This is a genomic window from Dyella choica, from assembly GCF_003977665.1.
Lineage (GTDB): Bacteria > Pseudomonadota > Gammaproteobacteria > Xanthomonadales > Rhodanobacteraceae > Dyella_B > Dyella_B choica.
In genome coordinates this window covers 79,988-97,723 of sequence record NZ_RYYV01000018.1, presented here as the reverse complement: position 1 = coordinate 97,723, position 17,736 = coordinate 79,988, and the positions used below count along the sequence as shown (strand labels likewise).

General features: G+C 61.9%; 17 protein-coding genes. 7 read left to right on the top strand and 10 right to left on the bottom strand.

Annotated elements, in window-relative coordinates:
• Both EKH80_RS24245 and EKH80_RS19050 read right to left on the bottom strand, forming a co-directional pair.
• The coding region (locus EKH80_RS24245) for a helix-turn-helix domain-containing protein (RefSeq protein ID WP_268991923.1) at window positions 1-234 on the bottom strand (234 nt) is incomplete at its 3' end.
• A gap of 196 nt (window positions 235-430) precedes the next feature.
• Window positions 431-1,813 (bottom strand): L-serine ammonia-lyase, encoded by a 1,383-nt coding sequence (locus tag EKH80_RS19050; protein ID WP_126686376.1) that lies wholly within the window; start codon window positions 1,811-1,813, stop codon window positions 431-433.
• A gap of 76 nt (window positions 1,814-1,889) precedes the next feature.
• Between EKH80_RS19050 and EKH80_RS19045 the strand changes: the two genes are divergently transcribed.
• The gene (locus tag EKH80_RS19045; protein WP_126686375.1) at window positions 1,890-2,120 is read left to right on the top strand and encodes a glutaredoxin family protein; all 231 of its coding nucleotides are present in this window, start codon (window positions 1,890-1,892) and stop codon (window positions 2,118-2,120) included.
• Window positions 2,121-2,159: 39 nt separating this feature from the next.
• On the opposite strand, the gene EKH80_RS19040 is transcribed toward EKH80_RS19045, so the two are convergent.
• The 3 genes from EKH80_RS19040 to EKH80_RS19030 are packed head-to-tail and all read right to left on the bottom strand — an operon-like array spanning window position 2,160 to window position 3,975.
• Window positions 2,160-2,714: a YceI family protein gene (locus EKH80_RS19040; protein ID WP_230473822.1), complete on the bottom strand. Its 555-nt coding sequence runs from the start codon at window positions 2,712-2,714 to the stop codon at window positions 2,160-2,162.
• A complete protein-coding gene (locus EKH80_RS19035) occupies window positions 2,711-3,292 on the bottom strand; it encodes a cytochrome b (protein ID WP_126686374.1) in 582 nt (193 codons plus the stop codon). Before EKH80_RS19035 ends, EKH80_RS19040 begins: the two co-directional genes overlap by 4 nt.
• Complete coding sequence (locus EKH80_RS19030) at window positions 3,289-3,975, bottom strand: YceI family protein (protein ID WP_230473821.1); 687 nt, start codon at window positions 3,973-3,975, stop codon at window positions 3,289-3,291. Before EKH80_RS19030 ends, EKH80_RS19035 begins: the two co-directional genes overlap by 4 nt.
• 100 nt (window positions 3,976-4,075) lie before the next feature.
• Between EKH80_RS19030 and EKH80_RS19025 the strand changes: the two genes are divergently transcribed.
• Window positions 4,076-7,687 (top strand): hybrid sensor histidine kinase/response regulator, encoded by a 3,612-nt coding sequence (locus EKH80_RS19025; RefSeq protein WP_230473819.1) that lies wholly within the window; start codon window positions 4,076-4,078, stop codon window positions 7,685-7,687.
• Window positions 7,688-7,752: 65 nt separating this feature from the next.
• Here EKH80_RS19025 and EKH80_RS19020 read toward each other — a convergent pair whose 3' ends face one another.
• A complete protein-coding gene (locus tag EKH80_RS19020) occupies window positions 7,753-8,175 on the bottom strand; it encodes a DNA polymerase III subunit chi (protein ID WP_126686373.1) in 423 nt (140 codons plus the stop codon).
• A 62-nt stretch (window positions 8,176-8,237) separates the two neighbouring features.
• The gene (locus EKH80_RS19015; protein ID WP_126686372.1) at window positions 8,238-9,728 is read right to left on the bottom strand and encodes a leucyl aminopeptidase; all 1,491 of its coding nucleotides are present in this window, start codon (window positions 9,726-9,728) and stop codon (window positions 8,238-8,240) included.
• Between the two features lie 97 nt (window positions 9,729-9,825).
• Here EKH80_RS19015 and lptF point away from each other — a divergent pair, with 97 nt between their 5' ends.
• From lptF to EKH80_RS19000, 3 genes are read left to right on the top strand one after another with little or no spacing between them, the layout of a single operon-like run.
• Window positions 9,826-10,929: an LPS export ABC transporter permease LptF gene (lptF, locus tag EKH80_RS19010; RefSeq protein WP_126686371.1), complete on the top strand. Its 1,104-nt coding sequence runs from the start codon at window positions 9,826-9,828 to the stop codon at window positions 10,927-10,929.
• Entirely contained in the window at window positions 10,929-12,032 is a 1,104-nt protein-coding gene (gene lptG / locus EKH80_RS19005; protein WP_126686370.1) for an LPS export ABC transporter permease LptG, read from the top strand. The genes lptF and lptG overlap by 1 nt, the downstream gene beginning before the upstream one ends.
• Before the next feature lies 1 nt (window position 12,033).
• A complete protein-coding gene (locus tag EKH80_RS19000) occupies window positions 12,034-12,480 on the top strand; it encodes a putative toxin-antitoxin system toxin component, PIN family (protein ID WP_126686369.1) in 447 nt (148 codons plus the stop codon).
• A gap of 104 nt (window positions 12,481-12,584) precedes the next feature.
• On the opposite strand, the gene EKH80_RS18995 is transcribed toward EKH80_RS19000, so the two are convergent.
• Window positions 12,585-13,256 carry a hypothetical protein gene (locus tag EKH80_RS18995; RefSeq protein ID WP_126686368.1) on the bottom strand — a complete coding sequence of 224 codons (672 nt, stop codon included), beginning with the start codon at window positions 13,254-13,256 and terminating at the stop codon, window positions 12,585-12,587.
• Between the two features lie 412 nt (window positions 13,257-13,668).
• On the opposite strand from EKH80_RS18995, the gene ltaE reads away from it, so the two are divergent.
• Window positions 13,669-14,682 carry a low-specificity L-threonine aldolase gene (ltaE, locus tag EKH80_RS18990; protein WP_126686367.1) on the top strand — a complete coding sequence of 338 codons (1,014 nt, stop codon included), beginning with the start codon at window positions 13,669-13,671 and terminating at the stop codon, window positions 14,680-14,682.
• A 100-nt stretch (window positions 14,683-14,782) separates the two neighbouring features.
• Here ltaE and EKH80_RS18985 read toward each other — a convergent pair whose 3' ends face one another.
• Together EKH80_RS18985 and EKH80_RS18980 are read right to left on the bottom strand one after the other, a co-directional pair.
• A complete protein-coding gene (locus EKH80_RS18985) occupies window positions 14,783-16,054 on the bottom strand; it encodes a polyhydroxyalkanoate depolymerase (RefSeq protein WP_126686366.1) in 1,272 nt (423 codons plus the stop codon).
• Between the two features lie 136 nt (window positions 16,055-16,190).
• A complete protein-coding gene (locus EKH80_RS18980; RefSeq protein WP_126686365.1) occupies window positions 16,191-16,667 on the bottom strand; it encodes an RDD family protein in 477 nt (158 codons plus the stop codon).
• A 101-nt stretch (window positions 16,668-16,768) separates the two neighbouring features.
• Here EKH80_RS18980 and xerD point away from each other — a divergent pair, with 101 nt between their 5' ends.
• On the top strand, window positions 16,769-17,692 hold the full coding sequence (xerD, locus tag EKH80_RS18975) for a site-specific tyrosine recombinase XerD (protein WP_126686364.1): 924 nt from the start codon (window positions 16,769-16,771) through the stop codon (window positions 17,690-17,692).
• Window positions 17,693-17,736: the final 44 nt, after the last annotated feature.

The window sequence follows — 17,736 nt, the reverse complement described above, 5'->3', positions numbered from 1 at the left end:
GTGCAGGCGCCGTGCCCGCCGGCCCGCTCGGCCGGCATCATAGCCACCGGCGATCCGCGGGCGACCCATCGGGCCGCACGTCTGAGGCGCCTTATAGCCGTTGCGGCGCAGCTCCCGCGTAATGGTGCTGGGCGAGCGTCCCAGCGCCCGCGCGATCGCCCTGCCACTGGCGTGATGAAGCTTCATCGCCATAATCGTGCCGCGTTCTTCGGCATTCAGGTGCTCATACTGCACGCCCATGGCCTTCTCCACTCCAGTGATGCACTTGAGTTTAGAATCCGCCGTTACTTTTCTTTGGGCCAGCAAAGAAAAGTGACTCGGGCGCCTACGGCGTCCGAAAGCGCCGCAGGCAATGCGGCCATCTGCTAAATGCAGCAACAGTGCGGGAACGAAAAACGGGGGGCTGTTGGGGGTGCATCCCCAACCCGCCTCAGCATTCGATGACGTTGACCGCCAACCCGCCCCGCGACGTTTCTTTGTATTTGTCCTTCATATCGAGCCCCGTGTCGCGCATCGTCTTGATCACCTTGTCAAGCGATACGCGGTGCTTGCCGTCGCTCTTGAGCGCCATGCGGCTGGCATTGATGGCTTTGACGGCGCCCATGGCATTGCGTTCGATGCAGGGAATTTGCACCAAGCCGCCGATGGGGTCACAAGTGAGGCCGAGGTTGTGTTCCATGCCGATCTCGGCGGCGTTTTCGATCTGATGGATCGTACCGCCGAGCGCGGCGGTCAGGCCGCCGGCGGCCATCGAGCAGGCGACGCCCACTTCGCCCTGGCATCCGACTTCCGCGCCGGAGATCGATGCATTCTCCTTGTAGAGGATGCCGATGGCCGCCGCCGTGAGCAGAAAATCAACCACGCCGTGTTCGTCGGACTTGGGACAGAAGCGATGGTAGTAATGCAGCACGGCCGGCACGATGCCCGCCGCGCCGTTGGTGGGGGCCGTAACTACGCGTCCACCTGCGGCGTTTTCCTCATTCACCGCCAGCGCGTAGAGATTCACCCAGTCGAGGATGGTGAGCGGATCCTTGAGCGAAGCCTCGGGCTGGTTGCGCAGTTCCGTCGCCATGGCGGGGGCGCGGCGCGCCACCTTGAGTCCGCCGGGTAAGGTGCCCGGCGAGCGCAGTCCGCGCTCTACGCAACCCTGCATGGTCTTCCAGATATTCAGCAGGCCGGCGCGCACTTCCGCCTCCGTACGCCACACCTTTTCGTTTTCCATCATCAGCTGGGCGATGCTTATGCCGTGCTGCTCGCACAACGCCAGCAGATGTTCGCCCGTGTGGAAAGGGTAGGGTTGTTCGGTGGTGTCGGCGACGATGCGGTCTTCCGCCGCCTCGTCGTGGTTGACCACGAAACCTCCGCCTACGGAGTAGTAATCGCGTGTGGCCAATTCATGGCCTTCCGCATCATAGGCAGTGAAGCGCATGCCGTTGGTGTGAAACGGCAATTTCTGGCGCTTGTTGAACACCAGGTCGCGCTTTTCGTCGAACTCGACCTCAAGCTTGCCTAGCACGCGCAGGCGGTACGTGGTACGGACTCGCTTGAGGATATCGGGAATCCGATCGGGATCGACCGTATCCGGATGCTCACCCTCGAAGCCGAGAATGACGGCCTTGTCGGTACCATGTCCCCGGCCGGTCATCGCCAGTGATCCGTACAGCTCCGCCCGCACGCGTGTGACGCGGTCCAATACGCCCTTTTCCTCCAGCCAGCGCTCGGAAAAACGCGCGGCAGCCCGCATGGGGCCTACGGTATGGGAAGAAGAGGGGCCAATGCCGACCTTGAAGATATCGAAAGCGCTGACAGCCATGGGCACGCTGCGGAGACGGGGATGAACCAGCTATTCTACGCGGGCGTTACCGCCGGAGCATTCTGCAAGCACACGTATGGCCGATTTCGTGCTTTATCAACGCGATTACTGTCACCTGTGCGACCTCGCGCTGGCGGTGCTGGCCCAGGCGCGCGTGCCGGATTTCGACACTGTGTGGGTCGAGGACAGCGAGGAGCTGGAGGATCGCTATGGTACCCGCGTGCCGGTGCTGTGCGATGCGCGCGACGGACGGGAACTGGACTGGCCGTTCGATGCCCAGACGATAGCCCGCTGGATAGCCGGGTGACGTAGGTCGGGTTGCAGTCCAACCTGCGCCGGTTTCTGCTTATTTTGCGCTCAACACCAGGTGCGCCGTGACCTTCACGTCCGGCCCGATCACCGAGGTATCCGCGTACTGTCCCCCTCCGACGCTGAAGTCCAGGCGCTTCACCGTGCCGTTGACGTCCAGCGTGGCACCCTTGCCCTGCGGCTTGAATGCTACGTTCAAGCTCACCGGCTTGGTCACGCCGCGCAGCGTCAGCATGCCGTCGGCAACCACCTGGCTGCCTTGTTGACGGATTGCGGTCGTGAAGAAGTGCGCCTGGGGGTACTTCGCTACGTTGAAGAAATCCTGCCCGGGCAGCGCGCTGTCGCGATCGTTGTCACCGGTCTTGGCGCTGGCAAGATCAACCATCACGTCGAACCTGGATGCAGCGAGGTTGGCCGGGTCATAGCTGATCGCCGCCGTCCATTGGTTGAAGCGGCCATCGAAGTTGCTGCCCTGGAAGTTGCTGGTGAAACCCAGAGTGCTGCCCGACTGCACCTTGTAGTCGGCAGCGCTGGCGATGCACGGTGCGGCCAATGCAAGCAGCACGGCAAGGGAATGAATGCGGATTTTCATGTGAGCTCTCCTGAAGTTGTCTTGCCTTGACGCAAGCGTGCAAACGGCAGCATGCGCCGCAATACGTTGTCCTGATCGAAGAAATGATGTTTAAGGGCGCCGCCGACATGCCCGACTAGCACTAGCAGCAGCAAATAGAACAGCCATTCATGAACTTCGCCCGCGACTTGCGAGAGATCGTCGTTCTTCGCCGCCAATGCAGGCAGATTGAACCATTTGAACCATTGCAACGGATAGCCATGCAGGGAATTGAACAGCCAGCCGCTCAGCGGCAAGGCAAGAATGAACCCATACAGCAGTACGTGCGTGGCGTGCGCGACGATGCGCTGCCAGCGCGGCATGGGTTCGTCCGGCGGCGCACCGTCATACAGGCGCCAAGCCAGGCGCAGCGCGAACAACGCCAGGATCGTCAGCCCGATCGATTTGTGCAGGGCGTAGATGCTGATCTTGCTCATCGAGGGTGACATGTCGGTCATCAGCAGGCCCCACACGCCGTTGCCGAGTATCCCCAGGCCCACGATCCAATGAAACAACTTGGCGACCGATCCCCAGCGGCGGCCGTCAGTACGCAAACTCATGGATGCTCCTTGTTGTCGTCGCTCGAACTGTCGCGAATGCCTTCGAGTTCCAGCCAGACCGCGACGCCATGACCCACGGCATTGGGAAAGCCGCTGATGCCGAACGCCGTGCGATCGAGCATGGCCGTGGCCGAAAAGCCGGCTACCGTGTGCAGTCCGAAAATGGTCTTACCGATGCGATTGACGCGGAACGGAATGTCGATCAGTTGGCTCACGCCGTGCAAGGTGAGCGTGCCGTGCAGCACACCGTGCGTGTCGTCCTTGCGTTCCACCGAGGTACTGGCGAAATGCGCGGTCGGATAGGTCTTGCAGTCGAGCAGCGAGGTTTTGCAGGCTGCCTCGTTCCAGCGGGCGTCGCCCATGTCCAGGTCGCGCATATCGATATCCAGCTCCGTGCCGGATTTGGACCAGTCGTCCGGGTCGAAACGCAGCGAGCCCTGGGCGATATGCAACCGTCCCAACGGACGCGAGAAACCATCATGGTCGATGTTGAAGACAATCTGGCTGTGCACCGTGTCGTAGCGATAACTGTTCGACGCCGCAAGCGCGGATTGCGCGGCCAGGCAGCCAAAACATGACGTCAGCAGCAGATTGGCAGGCCGGCGAAGGTTCATGCTGGGAGTCTGGCGGAAACCCGGTGGTTCTGCCAGCGCGCTGACAGAAACGGATTGTTGCGTTGCCATGAACAGCACGTGCGGGAGCCAGATGGATTTGGCATGATCTCCTCTTGCGGGGCTTTGGATAGGGTGGCAGCTCCGTTTGACGTGCCTGAGGGGCCCACTAGTGTCGGTTTTCATGTTGGGACTGGCCTTCCTGCTGGGTGCTGTTGCGCCCGGCGGCGCTGTGCCGGTGGCATCCGCGACGAACGCGCCGGTACCGAAGGGGGCGATTCATGCGCCCGAGGCTGCGCCGTTGCCCACGCCCCAGTTTCGGCGCTATGGCATGCCCGATGGGCTGCCCAGCAGCGCCGTGTACGCCGTTGCCCAGGACCACGATGGCGCCATGTGGTTCGGTACGAAAGGCGGTATTGCCCGCTTCGATGGCCTGTCCTTTCACGTCTTTCGCCATATCGAAAACAACCCTGACTCGCTTTACGAAAACGAGATTTCGACGCTGTTCGTCGACCGGCAGGGCATCGTCTGGGCCGGCGGGCTGGGGCCTGGCCTGAACCGCTACGATCCGGCTACGGGCAAGTTCACCCATTGGGGGCACGATCCGGGCAATCCGCAGAGCCTGGCGCACGATCATGTGTGGGAGATTACGCAAACGCCGGATGGTTCGATCTGGATAGGTACCGGCGAAGGTCTGGATCGCATGCGGCCGGACGGCCAGGGCTTCGAGCATGTGACCAATCCATTGATCGGCCTGTACCCGAGCGATTTCGGCATTGTCTACGCGCTGTATACCGACTCCAAGGGACGCCTGTGGGTCAGCTCCGATCGTGGAGTGTTTCGTCGCGATCTGGATGGCAGTTTCGTGCGCATCAAATCTGCCGATCCGAATCAGCCTATGGATGCCTGGCGTATCGAAGGCAACGGCGACGAGGTGCGCATTGCAACCGGGCAGGGCCTGTTGGTGGTGGGGCCCGACGACGTGGCACGTTTGTTCGGTGCACCGACCATCCCACACCAGACCAATGTGATGACCAGCACGCGTGACGCTGCCGGCCATCTCTGGATCGGCACGCAGCGCGGCATGTACCTGCAGATGAGCGCGGATGCGCCGGTCGTCCAACTGGTCAACCAGCCGCTGTTGCATGGCAATCTGCCCGGCACCTGGGTGTGGCGAACACTGGTGGACCGCGAAGGCGGGCTATGGGTAGCCACGTTCGATGGCGGCGTGGCCTATCTCGCGCCCGGATGGAACCGCTTCAGCCGCTACACCCACGTTCCCGACGATCCAGCCAGCCTGCGCGATTCGGTGGCCACCAGCATGGCGCGCGGACGCGATGGCCGGCATGTGTGGGTAGGCGAGCGCGATGGTCGCATCGATCGACTGGATCCGGTGACCGGCAAGGTCGAGCACACCCTCGACGGATTGAGCGAGCGCGTGCTTGGCATGACCGAAGATTTCCGCCAACGCTTGTGGATCATTCCGCAAGGCGCGTTGTATCGATACGACTACGTGCATGGCCGGCTCGACCAGGTCGATCCGCAACGCAGCGTGCTCGATCATCCGCTGGAGGTCGAACCTGGTCCTGACGGCCTGATGTACACGCGCACTTTCGGCCACGGCATTTTCCGCATCGATCCGGACACGTTGGCCGTGTCTCAAGTGGCGATGGACAAGCCGAACGAAAAGGTGATGTGGGGCAGCCAGATGACGGTCTACAAGGGCACGTTCTGGTATGCCAGCGACGGCGGCCTGATGTGGTTCGATCGCGCGAGCGACCGTTTCGTGATGGTACCGGGCGTTCCCACTGGCAAAGCCATCGATGCCTTCGACTTCGATCGGACCGGCATCTGGGTGGCGACCGAGGATGGCCTTTCGCATTATCGCCTCGACGGCCGGCGTCTGGTGCTGGAGCGTACGGTGGATGCCGAGCATGGCTGGCCGTCCTTGCGCGCCACGGACCTGGATGTCGACTGCCTCGGCCGGATCTGGATTTTCAGCATCGAGGGCTTGTGGCGCTACGATCCCGTTCGGGGCAGTTTCTATCACGTCGGCCTGCAGAACGGCCTGGCGAACGGCGAGTTCGATCGCGGCTATGCGCTGTTGCCCAGTGGTTATCTGTATGCCGCCACAAACGGTGGCGTGGTCGGGTTCGATCCGGACAAAGTGGATCCGCCGCCGGTACCGTCAGCGTTATCGGTGACGCAAATTACCGTGCAGCGCAGGGGCGTGACACGCAACCTGCCATTGACGCCGCAGCCGATCCGCGTCAGCTGGCGCGATAGCCAGTTGCACATCCAGGCCAGGCTGTTCTCCTACATCAATCCTGCGGCCAATCAGTACCGGTTCCGTCTCAACGGTTTCGATGGCGACTGGGTGGATCGCGATAATCACGGCGAGCGCGAATTCACCGGGCTCGGTAGCGGCGACTATACGCTGGATGTCATGGCGCGCAGTTCGGAAGGGCAGTGGGTGCAGCTGGCCGAGCCGTTGCGCATCACCGTGCAGGCGCCACCGTGGCTGCGCTGGTGGGCGTGGCTGCTTTACGTGGCCGTCACTGTGGCCTTGGGTTTCCTAGTGCTGCTCGCTTGGCGTCGCCGGCTGGCGCATCGCCGCCGCATCCAGTTCGCCGAGCAGCGGCACCAAATTGCCGAACAGGCCAGTGCTGCGAAGAGCCGCTTCCTGGCCACGCTGAGCCACGAAATCCGCACGCCGATGACCGGCATGATGGGCATGTCCGAACTGCTGCTGGCTACGCCCTTGAACGATACGCAGCGCGAGTACGCCGAATCCATGCAGCGTTCGAGCAACCTGCTGCTCAAGTTGCTGAACGATGCATTGGACCTGGCGCGCATCGAAGCCGGCAAACTGGTGCTTGATCCGGCACCGTTCGAATTGCGGCCGATGCTGCAGGACGTCGTACGCTTGCAAAAAGGCGCGGCCCAAGCCAAAGGCCTGGTGCTTGAGCTGCACGTCAGCGAAGACGTGCCGGCCTTGCTGGTGGGCGATGGGCTGCGCATTCGCCAAGTACTGTTCAATCTCGTCAATAATGCGGTGAAGTTCACCGAGCGCGGCGGCATTCGCATCGATGTCGCCTGGACGGATGGTTCCATGTCGCTGGATGTGAGCGATACCGGCCCCGGCATCTCCGAAACCAGCCGTGTGCGACTGTTCCGCCGCTTCGAGCAGGACGAAGGTCCTCAGCGCAGCATCGGCAGCGGATTGGGGCTGGCGATCTGCAATGAATTGGTCGGCCTGATGGGCGGCCGCATGACGCTGGAGTCGATGCTGGGCAAAGGCAGTACCTTCCGTGTGCGCCTACCCTTGCAAATTGCTGAGGAAACGGCGCAAGACGAGATGGGCCGCGTCAGCCGCCTATGCTCGTTGAACGTGCTGCTGGTGGACGGTGACGTCACGGCAGCCGATGCTGTTCGCGACCTGCTGGAGCGGCAGGGACACCACGTGCGTCATGCGAACCACGGCCTGAACGCCCTGGCGGAGCTGGCGCTGGAGCCGTGCGATGTGATGCTGCTCGAATTGGATCTGCCGGGCATCGACGGATTCCAAGTCGCGCAATTGATACGGCGCGGTGAAGTCGTCGGCGGACATGTACCGATCGTTGCCATGACTACGCGTGGTGGCGAGGAGGAAATGGCGCACGTACGTCAGGTGGGTATTGACGCATTTCTGCACAAATCATCGATCGATGCGGAACTGGCAGCCGCCATCCAGGAAGCCATGACCGCACGGGCTGCTGTGTCGAAGGAAATGAATCTGGCGTAATCCTGGCGACGGTATGCCCATCTCACGGCATGATGGCCATACTGCGCGGAAACGGCTTGGCCAAATTACATGTCGAATTTGTTGACTTCGAAGCCAAGCCGCTGATATTCGCGCCAGCGCAGGCGTGATCCCTCGCGTTCGGCAGGGTCCGCCGCCACCACTTCCAGCACGCGCTCGCCGTAGCTGTGCGGGCATTGTTCACGCAGATTGATGATGAGCGGGCGCGCAGGCGCATCGACCCCGGGCGGCGCGATCAGCACGGCAGTGTGCCCGTCGTCATCGTCGCCGGCGAGCTGGTGCGGAATGTAGGCGTCTTCGTCGAACGACCACAGTAGCTCGTCCAGTTCTTCGGCCTGCTCGAAATCGCGGGTAAGAACGAGCGTGGGCTGCTGCGTGGCGAATGCCTTGCGCGCCAGTTCGCATACCAGCAACAACGGGCGCTCGCTGAAGCGCGGCTTGGCGATGAGATAGAAGTCGGCGCGGGGCATCGTCGTCAATGGCGAGTGGGAAGAGGGAGCAGGAAGGTCCGGTTCCTGTTCCCGGGCAGGTATCAGCCGGCGCGATCGATCAGCCATTGCGCCAGCAGGGGTACCGGACGTCCCGTGGCGAGGCCCTTGCGGCCTTCATCCCACGCGGTGCCGGCGATATCCAGATGCGCCCAGCGCTGGCCTTCGGTGAAGCGGGCGAGGAAGCAGCCGGCAGTGATGGCGCCGGCGTTCTTTCCGCCGATGTTGGCGACATCGGCAAAACCGGATTCGAGCTGGACCTGATAGTCGTCCCACAGCGGCAGGCGCCAGGCGCGATCAAGCGAGGTTTCACCGGCGCTCAACAGCTCTTCGGCCAGGTCGTCGTGCTTGCTCATCAGGCCGCTGGCATGCTTGCCCAGCGCAATTACACAGGCCCCGGTCAGGGTGGCTGCGTCGATCAGTACCTTGGGCTGAAAGGTTTGCGCCGTGTAGGTAAGTGCATCGCACAGGATCAAGCGGCCTTCGGCATCGGTGTTGAGCACTTCGATGGTGAGTCCGGACAGGCTGGTGAGCACGTCGCTCGGGCGATAGCTGTCACCGTCGGGCATGTTTTCCACCGCCGGCACGACGCAAACCAGATTGAGCCTGAGGCCCAGCTTGACGGCCGAAACAAATGCTCCGAGCACGCCGGCCGCGCCACCCATGTCGAACTTCATTTCTTCCATGCCCGGGCCCGGCTTGAGGCTGATGCCGCCGGTGTCGAAGGTGATGCCTTTGCCGACCATGGCGTAGGGCTTCTCGTCCGCGCCGCCGTTGTATTCGAGCACGATCAGCTTGGGGCGGTTGGCGGAGCCGCGGCCGACGGCAAGCAGCGAACCGAAACCGAACCGCTCCATTTCCTCGTGGTCAAGCACCTTGCAGCTCACGTGGCGTTCGGCATGGGCCTGGGCGAACTTCAATGCCTGCTCGGCGAGGTAGGCCGGGTTGCAGATGTTCGGCGGCAGGTTCGCCAGTTCGCGCGCAAAGCGCACTCCCTCGGCGATGGCGGCGGCCTGGTCGATGCCGGCCTGGGCCTGCGCATCGGCGCCGAAGGAGACGCTGCGCAGCTCCGGCTGGCCGTTCTTCTCGCGCGGCTTGAAGCTGGCTGTGTAGCGATAGGCAGCGTAATCGAAGGCCAGCGCAGCCGTGCGTATGCGCCACACGGAGTCGCGGCCGGGCACGTCGGCTTCGGCCAGGAAGGACACGGCGCTGTCGATCGGCAGGCGGGTAAGCGCGCGCGCCGCTTCCAGGTTCACTTTCTGGTAACGCGCGGCATCGAAGCCCTTCTGCCCACCAAGGCCCACCACCAGCACGCGCTTGGCCTGCACTCCTTCCGGCGCGAACAGGACCGTGGAGCTGCCTGCCTTGCCGGTGATGTCACCGCTTTCAACCTGGCGCTTGATCGCACCGCCGGCGGCGCCGTCCACGCGCGCCGCGGCGCTGGTTAGCAGCCCGTTTTCGTAGACGCCGACCACCACACAAGGGGTGTCGGCGGTTTCGGGGGCAGTGGAGGCAAGGCTGAATTGAAGCGTCATCGTCATTTCCTGCGGGGAGACCGGCACGCACCGAACCGGCTAGACTACGGGTTTGCCTCCCAGGACGGGCGAGGCACGGAACCCATAATTCTATCGCATGCTGAGCATCCTAGACCGGTATTTCCTGCGCGAGCTGGGTACGACCATCGGCGCCACAGTCATCGTGCTGCTGGTGATCATGGCCGGCACTACCTTCGCGCACGTGCTCGAACAGGTGGCCAAGGGCAGTTTCCCGGCCAGTGTGATGTTCCAGGTGCTGGGCCTGAACATGGTCGATACCCTGTCCAGCATGCTGCCGCTGGCCGGCTTCCTGGGCGTGTTGCAGACCTTCGGACGGATGTATCGCGAAAGTGAAATGCACGTGCTTGCCTCCTCCGGCATGGGCATGGGCGGATTGCTGCGGCCGATGGGCATCGTCGCGGTGATCATGCTGGCGTTGGTCAGTGCGGTGTCGATGTGGCTGGGGCCGCTATCGGCTCGGACTTCCGACAGTCTGGTCCAGGCGGCCAATCGCTCGATCATCGCCGCCGGCCTCGATGCCGGCCGTTTCACTGAGTTGCCTGGCAAGGGCGGCATCATTCTGGTTGACACGTTGAGCCGTGACGGGCAGCGCCTCGGCCGCACCTTCATCGCAGCCGAGCGCACCAACAAGGACGGTAGCCGGGTGATGAAGATGGTCACCGGCCAAAAGGGGAATCTGTATTCCAGCAGCGATAACAGCAACCGCTACCTGGCGCTGGAAGACGGCTGGCAGTATGAAATCCCGCTGGGTGCCGACAATTGGCGTCGCATGCAATACGAGCGCAATGACAGCGCGCTCTCGGCAATCCAGTCCGAAGATGAAGCAGACCCGATCCATAACCTCGACATGGTCGACCTGATGCACAACACCACCCCGGATGCGCGCGCCGAATTCGCATGGCGCACCGTGGTACCGTTGATGACACTGGCGCTGCTGATGCTGGCCATGCCGCTGTCGCGGCAGACGCCGCGTGAGCCGCGTTACGGCCGCATGTTGATCGCCGTGCTCGGTTTCTTCCTGTATTACAACCTGCTGGAGTTGTGCCGTGGCCAGCTAGCCAAGGGGCACTGGCATCACGCAACTCCGCTGTGGCTGCTCAGCTTCGCGCTGCTTGCGGCGTCCGCCTGGAGCTTCCGCAATCAATACGCAGCGCGCGCCCCGCGCAAGGCGAGGGCCTGATGGCAAGCTTGCGCGTCAAGCGCGTGGACTGGCTGATCGGCACCACGGTGTTCGGTTCGATGCTGATGGTGTGGCTGGTGCTGGTGGGCCTGGATGCGATGATCCAGTTCGGCCGCCAGCTGCATTTCATCGGGCGTAACGGCTACACGCTCAGCAATGCGATCTTCTATGTCGTAGTGACGATTCCGCGCCGCATGTACGAGATGTTCGGTTTTGCGGCATTGATCGGTGGCCTGATGGGTCTCGGCAGCCTGGCCTCCACCGGCGAATTGACGGCATTGCGTGCAGCGGGCATGTCACGCTTGCGCATCGGCATATCGGCAGCGGGTGTGGTGGCGGTCCTGGTGGCGGGTGTGGTGGTGATGGGTGAAACCATCGGTCCGTGGGGCGACCAGCAGGCGCAGGCATTGACGTTGCGCTTACGCTCGGGTGGCAGCCTTGGGCTTACCAGTAGTGGCCTATGGGCGCGCGATGGTGACCGCTTCATCAATGCAAAAAACAGGACGCTGAGCAATGCGGGGGACCATTCCCACGTGCAGCTGATGGATGTGCGAGTTTTCACCTTGACCCCCGATGGCCGGCAATTGGCCCGTTTCGACCAGGCCAACACGGCCGAACACGTCGGCAAGGAATGGGTGCTGGATCGTGTGCGCAGCACCGTCCTGGACGATAAGGGCGTGCACAGCAGCACTTCGGCCAACGAACACTGGGATTCCAAGCTCGACCCGGAAATTCTGCAGCAGTCGCTGATCCAGCCGCAGTATCTGGCGATGCGCGACCTGCAGCACATCATCACGTACAAGCAGAAGAACGGCGAGAACGCCCGCCCGTACGAAATGCCGTTTTGGGGGCGCGTGATGTATCCGATCAACTCGCTGGTGCTGGTATTGTGCGTCATGCCGTTTGCCTTCGGCGCGCTGCGCTCAGGCGGATTGGGCAAGCGCATCTTCATCGGCATCATCATCGCCCTCTGCTGGCATTTTGCGCAGGTGGCCATCGTCAACTTCAGCACGGTCTACGGCGCTCCCCCGCTAGTGGCAAACGTACTGCCGGTGCTGCTGCTGATGTTCATTGCGTGGTTCTATTTCCGCAAGCATGCGTGATATGGCAGGCGCGCCGCGGTTCGTGCCCGATACCAATGTTTGCCTGGATTTGTTCGTGTTCGATGATCCGCAGTGCATGTCACTGCTTGCGGCGGTAGATGCGGGCGAAGTTGAACTGGTCACGCGCGACGATTGCCGGGCCGAATGGCTGGCAGTGTTGGAGTATCCGCAACTGAAGCTGGATGAGCCGCAGCGCATGCGGGCGATCGAGCTTTTCGGCCGATACGTACTTTGCATGCCATGGCCGGCTGGGGGCGCGGGCAGCTTCGCGAAGCTGCCTCGTTGTCGCGATCGTGACGATCAGAAATTCCTTGAGCTTGCGCTGCAAGCACGCGCCGCAGCCTTGCTTACTCGAGACGACGAGTTGCTGTATTTGGCCAGGCGTACGCTGCGCGATGGCTTGTTCGCCATCCTGCGGCCGGCGCTTTGGCGGCTCGCGATCCCGTAGATTGGGGTGCAGGCCCTGACATATCCTCATGTTTTTCATACCACCACAGCGGTACATGGCCGCTGTGATGGCCCGTTGGCTGCTTGCCGAAGAGTTACTACTGTCTATGCGGGAGTGACTTTGGTTATTTCCACTTCGCTAACATCATTTGCGCCGCGTAGGAATGTAATCGTCCACTTAGACCCGTCTGCGTTGGTGGCGACACATTTAACGCTTGTATGGTCGTAACCGAGGATGGAGCCGTCGAGATAAGTACAAGTTTGACCGCCAAACCACCAATTGTTGGTGGCGCCGGCATGACCTTGGGCCAGGGCTATCCCGGGCAGCGTGAAGGTGCCCTGTTGCAACTGCAGGGTAAGAGTGCCGATGAAAGCGAAATTCAGTTGATCGGCGCCGTGACCAAAGGTGTTTTGGTTCGCATGAATTTTGTCGTTGAACCACGCCGCAACCTGCGATGAGCCTTTTCTTCCCACGGAAAACGTAGTGGAAAGAGTGGGTATCATGGGGCCCTCTTCAGGCCGGCTTTCACCTGGGACCAAGTCATTGTACAAGCCTTTATAGATCTTCCCGTTTGGATCTTGGCCGCTCGTCACTGAAAAATCTTCGACCTCGTAATGACTCCCGACAGAAAGGCTAATGCCTGGCTGTGTTATGGCGGAAAAAGTCACTTTGTTATCGTGATAGGTCATGGCCATGACGTCGACGCAATGCAATGAGAGCATCGCGGTTAGCGCCAGGCAGGTCGATTTAAAAGGTGCGACGTTTTTAGGCTGCATGGTGAACTCCTAAATGGTTATCTAGTTATTGATGACGGAGCGACCTGGATGGTTGCGTGATGCGTCATTCACAATCATTCGCAAGTAAAAGTGAAGATCGCACGCTATCCATCTTCAATTGAATTTGTTATGTAGATATTTCTTTTTTTCCGTCTTTTTTTACAATTTCTTGCAAGAAGGCTTGCCCGCGTCTATTTTTATTGCGCCCGATGGAATTTGCGTTTGACGATTTACTGCGTCCGGCCAGACGTGTGTTGTGCGATGGCCTGTTCGCGATCTTGCCGCCGGCGTTGTGGTGGGAGGCGATAGGCCCATAAGTTGGGTTAGCGCGGAGTGACCTGACGTGGCATTGTTGGGTTGTCTACGGATCAAGCCCGGGGCAAGCCAGCCTACGTATCCAAAGAGGTGAGTCGTGAATTGGGTCGATTTGCGCAGCGATACCGTTACACGTCCCACACGCGCCATGCGCGAAGCCATGCTCGACGCCGAGGTAGGCGATGATGTCTACGGCGAAGACCCTACCGTCAATGCGCTGCAACAGCGCCTTGCCGGCGATCTCGGTTTCGAGGCGGGCCTGTTTGTCCCATCTGGCACGCAGTCGAACCTGCTCGCACTGATGTCCCATTGTGAGCGCGGCGATGAATACATCGTCGGCGCCGACGCACACACCTATAAATTCGAAGGTGGCGGCGCAGCGGTGCTGGGCTCGATTCAGCCACAGCCGATCGCGCATGACGCCGATGGCACGCTGGCGCTGGACAAGGTGGCGGCGGCGATCAAGCCGATCGATCCGCATTTCGCTCGCACACGCCTGTTGGCGCTGGAAAACACCTGGCATGGCCGTGTGCTGCCGCTGGATTATCTGCGCGCGGCCGGTGAGTTCGCCCGCCATCGCGGGCTTGCCCTGCACCTGGATGGCGCACGGCTCTATAACGCCGCAGTGGCTGGTGGAGTGCCGGCGAGGGCAATTGCGCAGCACTTCGACAGCGTTTCGGTGTGCTTGTCCAAAGGGCTGGGAGCGCCGGTGGGATCGGTGCTGGTGGGGTCTGCGGCATTGATCGACAAGGCGCGACGCTGGCGCAAGGTGGCCGGCGGTGGTTGGCGCCAGGCTGGTCTACTGGCGGCGGCGTGCCTGTATGCGCTGGACCACCAAGTGGCGCGCCTGGCGGACGATCACGCGCTGGCCGCGCGACTTGCCGGCGGCCTGGGTGGGATTACCGGCATCAAGTTGCTTGGACAGCACACCAACATGGTGTTCATCGACGTGCCTGGCGAGCGCCTGCGCGAACTGGATGCGCATCTGCGCGCTGCGTCGATACGCATAAGCATCGGCTATTTGCCGACCTTGCGGCTGGTGACGCATTTGGACGTGGATGATGCCGGTGTGGAACGCACCATTGATGCCTTCAAGTCGTTCTTTGCGTAGGCTGGGATAACCATCCCGGCATCGCGCGGCGTGCACGCATGGCAATGCTGGGTTTGGCAACCCAGCCTACGATGGTTGTCCCGGCCTGCGCGCGCGCATTTCAGGCGCGTTTGGTGGATACCAGCGCCATGTCCGAGCGGCGAATGAAGTCGCGCACCTGCGGGTAGACCACTTCACGCCAGCGGCGGCCGCTGAAAATGCCGTAGTGGCCGGCTCCTTCGACGACGCGATGCGCGCGGCGCGAAGTCGGAATGCCGGTGCACAGATCGTGCGCCGCTTCGGTCTGGCCGATGCCGGAGATATCGTCCAGTTCGCCCTCGATGGTGAGCAGGCTGGTGCGCTTGATGGCGGAAGGATCCACGCGTTCACCGTTCACTTCCCACAAGCCGCGCGGCAGCAGGAATTGCTGGAACACGGTGTTGATGGTGTCCAGGTAATACTCCGCCGGCATATCGAGCACCGCGTTGTATTCGTCGTAGAACTTCCGATGCGCTTCGGCGTCGTCCAGGTCGCCGCGCAGCAGGTTGAGATAGAAATCCCAGTGCGAACTCAGGTGGCGGCCAGGATTCATCGCCACGAAACCGGCGTGCTGCAGGAAGCCCGGATAGACCTCGCGACCGTGGCCGGGATAGTTGGTCGGCACGGTGTGGATCACATTGCCGCGAAACCAACTCAGCGGCTGCTGCGTGGCCAGGTTGTTGACACTGGTAGGGCTGCGGCGAGGATCGATCGGGCCGCCCATCATCGTCATGCTGCGCGGTGTGGCTTCGCCGCGCGCTGCCATCAGCGAAATGGCGGCGAGCACCGGCACCGTCGGCTGGCACACCGAGATCACATGCAGCGATTCGGCGCCGATGTGTCGGATGAACTTCTCGATGGTCGCGACGTAGTCATCCAGATGGAACGCGCCCATCGAGGCAGGGACCATGCGTGCATCGATCCAGTCGGTGATGTACACCTTGTGATCGAGCAGCAATGAGCGCGCGGTGTCGCGCAGCAGGGTCGCATGATGGCCGGACAATGGCGCCACCACCAACACGACCGGCTCGGACTTCATCTTCTCAATGGTTTCCGGATCGTCGCTGAAACGCTTGAAGCGGCGCAACTGGCAGAAGGGCGTCTCCAGATCGATCCGTTCGATGATGGCGATCTCGTTACCCTGCGGGTTGGTGATGCTGTGGATGTCGAACGTCGGCTTTTCGTAGTCCTTGCCCAGGCGATGGATCAACTCATAACCCGCTGCCATGCGCTGCGCACCCGGCAACTGGGCCAGGGGGCTGCTCGGGTCGGTGAGCATGCGGGCGCTGGCTTCGGCGTAGTGGCTCAAGGGGCCGAGGAAGGCGCGTTGCCATTCGTGGAGCTGATAAAGCATGATGAGCGTGGGGCGGCGGCTAAAGTCATATGATAGCCGTTTAGAGGTCGCAATGCTGCATTGCGACAGGTCTATTTTACTTTGTATATCAATGGATTGCGGATTCGTGTGTCTCACGGGCACGGCGACGGCGAATTCAGCCAGTCCTGTGTACCTCGGAACCGGCCAGCAGATCGTGCACTGCGCGGTGGCGGGGATCGATGAGCGCCACCGCGAACCATGCCGACCAGGCTGCGGCCACGGTCCACAGCGCCGCTCGCAGACCCAGGGAAGGTGCCAGCAACAGCAACAGCAGGGGTATGGCGGCGGCAGCCAGCCGCAGCAGCGCCTGTTTCAGCGTCAGCCTCGCGCCACCGTTGCCTGCTATGCGAATACGCCACGGGCGCATGCCTAGCGTCTGACCACCGCGCAGCCAGGAAACCAGAAAGTAGGCCGCTACGACGAAGCCTTGCAGCGGCTGGTACCACCAGGCGATGTGCACCTGCGTACCGGTGGTGATCAGTCGGCCGTGCGTGGCGAGCTGGCAGATCAATCCCACCACCATCACGATCGCCAGTATCGCCACCAAGTCATAAAGCAGGGCGAACAGCCGACGCCAAAGCGGGCAGGTCATTGTGTTCGTTTGCGTCATGGGATCGGCCATCGATTCCGTAGTTTGGCTGAGCAAGGGCATCACGCTTGCACATCGTGTACATAACACCCAGCATCGTGGGCATGAAACAGAGCACGAGTAAAGTGGCCACAGTGACGACCGAAGCGGACGAGCGGGAAATTGCCGCGTTCCTTGAGCGCGTCTGGTCCGAAGATGGCCTGGCAGAGCGCACGCTGCAGGCCTATCGCCAGGACCTTGAAGCATTGTCCCGCTGGCTGGCGGCTGGTGGACGGACCCTGCGCACGGCACGGCGTGAAGACATCTCCGCTTTTCACGGTTCGCAACCGGTGGCGGTGCGTTCCATGGCGCGCCGTCAATCGGCTTTCCGCCGCTTCTATGCATCGATGGCGCGCGACGAGCCAGGCTTCGAAGACCCCACGTTGTTGATCGAACGCCCCAGGACGCCGCGCAGCCTGCCCAAGGCGCTGGCCGAACGTGAGATCGAAGGCTTGTTGCATGCGCCGGATGTGTCCACCACGCTAGGCCAACGTGACCGCGCCATGCTCGAATTGATGTATGCCTCGGGCCTGCGTGTTTCCGAACTGGTGGAGCTGCCGCTAGCCGCGCTGAACACCCGCCAGGGAGTGCTGCGCGTCACCGGCAAGGGCGGCAAGGATCGGCTGGTGCCGGTCGGCGAGGTGGCGCTGGAATACATCCAGTCCTACCTCGCCCAGGCGCGCCCCACGTTGGCCAAAGGCCGGCAGCCATCGGCGCTGTTTCTGAGCAAACGCGGCGAAGGCATGACACGGCAGATGTTCTGGACCCTGGTGAAGCGTCATGCCATGGCCGTGGGCATCAACAGCAAGCGCATTTCGCCGCATGTGCTGCGCCATTCTTTCGCCACGCACCTGTTGAACCACGGGGCCGATCTGCGCGCCCTGCAGATGCTGCTGGGGCATAGCGCGTTGAGCACCACGCAGATTTACACGCTGGTCGCCAAGGAGGGCTTGAAACGCCTGCACGCCCAGCATCATCCGCGAGGCTAGCGGCGAATCATGCAGGCGGAGATGAGATAACTCTCTGCAGCCAG